Source organism: Bartonella sp. SD1336NMGDW (assembly GCF_042193565.1).
In the GTDB taxonomy this organism is placed as follows: domain Bacteria; phylum Pseudomonadota; class Alphaproteobacteria; order Rhizobiales; family Rhizobiaceae; genus Bartonella; species Bartonella grahamii.
This window is the reverse complement of the sequence record NZ_JBHILW010000039.1, coordinates 1-4,569: the sequence shown is the minus strand read 5'-3', so window position 1 is coordinate 4,569 and position 4,569 is coordinate 1. Positions and strand designations below refer to the sequence as shown.

7 protein-coding genes are annotated in these 4,569 nt (G+C 37.9%); all 7 read left to right on the top strand.

Translation table 11 applies throughout. The features are described from left to right. A partial coding sequence (locus ACFIKH_RS08665; RefSeq protein ID WP_375671493.1) for an HNH/ENDO VII family nuclease occupies nucleotides 1–1,167 on the top strand: 1,167 nt, incomplete at its 5' end. Nucleotides 1,168–1,231: 64 nt separating this feature from the next. After that, the gene (locus ACFIKH_RS08660) at nucleotides 1,232–1,801 is read left to right on the top strand and encodes an SMI1/KNR4 family protein (protein ID WP_375671492.1); all 570 of its coding nucleotides are present in this window, start codon (nucleotides 1,232–1,234) and stop codon (nucleotides 1,799–1,801) included. Between the two features lie 52 nt (nucleotides 1,802–1,853). After that, nucleotides 1,854–2,435, top strand: coding sequence for an SMI1/KNR4 family protein (locus tag ACFIKH_RS08655; RefSeq protein WP_375671491.1), 582 nt, complete (start codon nucleotides 1,854–1,856; stop codon nucleotides 2,433–2,435). Nucleotides 2,436–2,489: 54 nt separating this feature from the next. Next, nucleotides 2,490–3,068, top strand: coding sequence for an SMI1/KNR4 family protein (locus ACFIKH_RS08650; protein ID WP_375627483.1), 579 nt, complete (start codon nucleotides 2,490–2,492; stop codon nucleotides 3,066–3,068). Between the two features lie 52 nt (nucleotides 3,069–3,120). Next, on the top strand, nucleotides 3,121–3,690 hold the full coding sequence (locus ACFIKH_RS08645; RefSeq protein WP_375652084.1) for an SMI1/KNR4 family protein: 570 nt from the start codon (nucleotides 3,121–3,123) through the stop codon (nucleotides 3,688–3,690). A gap of 52 nt (nucleotides 3,691–3,742) precedes the next feature. Beyond that, nucleotides 3,743–4,324, top strand: a complete 582-nt coding sequence (locus tag ACFIKH_RS08640; protein ID WP_273791575.1) for an SMI1/KNR4 family protein — start codon at nucleotides 3,743–3,745, stop codon at nucleotides 4,322–4,324. A gap of 99 nt (nucleotides 4,325–4,423) precedes the next feature. Then, a partial coding sequence (locus ACFIKH_RS08635) for a DUF6990 domain-containing protein (RefSeq protein ID WP_375671495.1) occupies nucleotides 4,424–4,569 on the top strand: 146 nt, incomplete at its 3' end.

Genomic DNA, 4,569 nt, shown 5'->3' with positions numbered 1-4,569 from the left:
AGAGACCACACCATTGATGTTGCAAGGGCTGCCGGGGGCGTTGCCGCTGCCCTTGCCGGTGGCAATGTTGATGCCGGCGCCGATGCCGCAGGTAATGCCGCTGCAAATAACTACCTCAGCAGTGCTCAAATAGCCCAGATGAATAAAGAATTAAAGGAGTGTCCTGACCTTTTATGTGAAGCAGAAGTGTCTGCGAAGTGGTCTGCGATTAGTACAGGGCAAGGTATAAGCTTTGGGGCTGGTATAGTAGCTGGTGTACCGGCTGAAATATACGATACGCTTGATGGTTTTTGGCAACTAGCCAAACATCCCGAAGAGACTTTGAAAGCGCTCAAAGATTTTTTCAGCAGTGGTGAGATTTTGGCGACAATTGGTCGGACCCTTGGACAGTCCTATGTAGATCGCATTAATAAAATGGAGGAGGAATATGAGCGAGCCGGTGCTGGTGGATCCTTTAAAGCTGGTCTTGAATTTGGAAAATTATTGACTGAAGTAGCATCCCTAATGACAGGAGTTGCTGGAGCAGCCAAGGGAGGCATAAAGCTTGGCGAAAAGGCTTGGATTAAATTCATTGCTAGGAAAGATTTTGCCCAATTCGCTTCCAAGAAAAATCTTGCAGAACTTGCAGCTCAAGGAGATCCTGACAAACTAGCTGCTAGGAAAGAACTGACCAAACTCGCCGCTAAAGAAAAAAAGCTTTGGTTAAAAAAGAAACCCACTAAATTTACCGATAGCAAATTTGGACAGACCTACACAGTTTATCGGAGAGACGATTTGTTTGATCCTAACCAAATTGTTAATTGGACAGTAAAGAAGAAAAAGGTGTGGGGTACCAATATTGAAAGGACAAAAACAGGAAGAGCACCTATGGGGTTTGATGGCAAGCCTGTTGAGTTGCATCACCTAAAGCAAACCCCCGATGGACCCCTAGCGGAAATTAGCCATGAATTTCATAAAAAATATACTTCTGTTATTCATGCTAATCCAAAAACACATCAATCGCTTATAGAGAGAAAAAAGTTTGAGAAGCAGAGAGAGGAATATTGGAAAGAATACGGCAATGGGCATGGAGAACAAAAAAACAGTAGTTTAGGAGGAATAATCAATATGAAATGGGGCATTATAGGTCTAAATTTTGACAGATGGGGACAGGAGCACCGGCAGTAGTGATCTACGGTTGATGAAAAGAGAAAAAACAGAGATTTATAGAATAATTGATGGAGAATAATTGATGAAAACCTATACCTTAGATGATGTTATACAATTAGTTGATAAATATGAAGGTGATATTGTCAATTTTTGTTCTGAAGATGACGCAGTTGGTGATCTCGTGATTGAAAATGCGGAGAAAGCTCTCGGTTTACAATTCACATCTTCCTATAAAGTTTTTTTAAAACATTATAAAGGCGGGGACATTGGTGGTTATGAAATCTATAGTCTTTATGAGCATCCTATAGGTGTTCCTTTTGATGATATTGTTTTTCAAAACTTAAATGATAGAAAACGTGGTTTCGCAACACCAAAACAGCTTATCGTTTGTGATGCTGCTTTTGGTGAAACCTTTTATTTTGATTATACACAGTTTAGGGATGGAGAATGCCCACTTTATGTCATGCTTCCATCTGAAGATTGCGAATATTACGCAAGTAATTTTTATGAATTCCTTTGCAAAAGAATTAAAGAAAGCGCGGGAGAAGAGATACCTGAAGGTGACCAACCGATTGAAAAGATTGAGAACACTCCCACTCCGCAACCTATCCCTTTTTACAAGAGTTTTTGGAAAAAACTATGGAAGAGGTGAAATTGATAGAGGAAATATGGAGCGTTTATAACGCACGTTTTGAGGTTCATTTATGAAAACCTATACCTTAGCTGATGTTGCAGTATTAATTGATAAAGTGAATAAATATGATGATGAGATTATCAATTTTGGTACTGCAAAAAATGCAGTTGATGATCTTGTGATTGAAAAGGCGGAGAAAGCTCTCGGTTTACAATTCACATCGTCTTACAAAGTTTTCTTAAAAAAATATGGAGGAGGAGAAATTGGTGGTGAAGAAATCTATAGTCTTTATGGAGATTGTGGGGAAGGTATTCCTGCTGGTGATATTGTTTTTCAAAACTTAAATGCTAGAAAACGTGGTTTTCTGACACCAGAACAGCTTTTCGTGAGCAGTACTGATTTTGGTGAAACCTTTTATTTTGATTATACGCAGTTTCGGGATGGAGAATGCCCAATCTATGTCATGCTTTCATCTGAAGATTGCGAATATTACGCTAGCAATTTTTATGAATTCCTTTGCAAAAGAATTAAAGAAAGCGTGGGAGAAGAGATACCTGATGGTGATCAACCGATTGAAAAGATTGAGCACACTCCCACTCCGCAACCTATCTCTTTTTACAAGAGTTTTTGGAAAAAACTATGGAAGAGGTGAAATTGATAGCGAGGAAATATGGAGCGTTTATAACGCAAGTTTTGAGGATCATCTATGAAAACCTATACCTTAGATGATGTTGCAGTATTAATTGATAAAGTGAATAAATATGATGATGATATTATCCATTTTCGTATTAAAGATAATGCAGTTGATGATCTTGTGATTGAAAAGGCGGAGAAAGCTCTCGGTTTACAATTCACGTCGTCTTACAAGAGTTTTTTTAAACATTATAAAGGTGGGGACATTAGTGGTGAAGAAATCTATAGTCTTTATGAGCATCCTATAGGTGTTTCTGTTAATGACGTTGTTTTCCAAAACTTAAATGATAGAAGAGATGGTTTTACGACACCAGAACAGCTTGTCGTGTGTTACGCTGATTTTGATGAAACCTTTTATTTTGATTATACGCAGTTTCGGGATGGTGAATGCCCACTCTATGTCAGGTTTCCATTGGATAATTGCGAATATTACGCGAGTAATTTTTATGAGTTCCTTTGTAAAAGAATTAAAGTACACGCGGGAGAAGAGATACCTGATGGTGATCAACCAATTGAAAAGATTGAGAACACTCCCACTCCGCAACCTATCCCTTTTTACAAGAGTTTTTGGAAAAAACTATGGAAGAGGTGAAATTGATAGAGGAAATATGGAGCGTTTATAACGCACGTTTTTAGGATCATCTATGAAAACCTATACCTTAGCTGATGTTGCAGTATTAATTGATAAATATGATGGTGATATTGTTAGTTTTGGGATTGCAGAAAATGCGGTTGATGATCTCGTGATTGAAAAAGCAGAGAAAGCTCTCGGTTTACAATTCACATCTTCCTATAAAGTTTTTTTAAAACATTATAAAGGCGGGGACATTGGTGGTTATGAAATCTATAGTCTTTATGAGCATCCTATAGGTGTTCCTTTTGATGATATTGTTTTTCAAAACTTAAATGATAGAAAACGTGGTTTCGCAACACCAAAACAGCTTATCGTTTGTGATGCTGCTTTTGGTGAAACCTTTTATTTTGATTATACGCAGTTTCGGGATGGAGAATGCCCAATCTATGTCATGCTTCCATCTGAAGATTGCGAATATTACGCAAGTAATTTTTATGAATTCCTTTGCAAAAGAATTAAAGTACACGCGGGAGTTGAGATACCTGATGGTGACCAACCGATTGAAAAGATTGAGCACACTCCCACTCCGCAACCTATCCCTTTCTACAAGAGCTTTTGGAAAAAACTATGGAAGAGGTGAAATTGATAGTGGAAATATGGAGCGTTTATAACGCACGTTTTGAGGATCATCCATGAAAACCTATACCTTAGCTGATGTTGCAGTATTAATTGATAAAGTGAATAAATATGATGATGAGATTATCAATTTGGGTACTGCAGAAAATGCAGTTGATGATCTACTGATTGAAAAGGCGGAGAAAGCTCTCGGTTTACAATTCACATCTTCTTATAAGAGTTTTTTAAAAAATTATAAAGGAGGAGAAATTGGAGGTTATGAAATCTGTAGCGTTTATAGGGATTGTGGAATAGGTATTGCTGCTGGTGATATTGTTTTCCGCAACTTAAATAATAGAAAAAGGGGTTTTGCGACACCAGAACAGCTTATCGTAAGTAGAACAGATTTTGGTGAGACTTTTTACTTTGATTATACGCAGTTTCGGGATGGTGAATGCCCACTCTATGTCATGCTTCCATCTGAAGATTGCGAATATTACGCAAGTAATTTTTATGAATTCCTTTGCAAAAGAATTAAAGAAAGCGTGGGAGCTGAGATACCTGATGGTGATCAACCGATTGAAAAGATTGAGCACACTCCCACTCCGCAACCTATCCCTTTTTACAAGAGTTTTTGGAAAAAACTATGGAAGAGGTGAAATTGATAGTGAGGAAATATATAGTCTTTCTAGAGAGCCTAAGTATTACACAAGTAATTTTTATGTAAAAGAATTACAGATCATGCTGGGGGAATGATGATGCAAACTAAAGATGTCACAGAGATTTTAAAAAGACTGGGCTGGGAGCCTTATCGTGATAACGTGGGTGATACTTTTGCGCATTATCATCTTCCCGATCGCATTGTCGGTATTGGGTATGGTGTAAAAAATTATGGAGAGAGTGG

Bases quoted from the DNA above. Each gene is read 5' to 3' on its own strand.
- ACFIKH_RS08655 (WP_375671491.1), top strand. From the start codon at position 1,854: ATGAAAACCTATACCTTAGCTGATGTTGCAGTATTAATTGATAAAGTG.
- ACFIKH_RS08660 (WP_375671492.1), top strand. From the start codon at position 1,232: ATGAAAACCTATACCTTAGATGATGTTATACAATTAGTTGATAAATAT.
- ACFIKH_RS08640 (WP_273791575.1), top strand. From the start codon at position 3,743: ATGAAAACCTATACCTTAGCTGATGTTGCAGTATTAATTGATAAAGTG.
- ACFIKH_RS08645 (WP_375652084.1), top strand. From the start codon at position 3,121: ATGAAAACCTATACCTTAGCTGATGTTGCAGTATTAATTGATAAATAT.
- ACFIKH_RS08650 (WP_375627483.1), top strand. From the start codon at position 2,490: ATGAAAACCTATACCTTAGATGATGTTGCAGTATTAATTGATAAAGTG.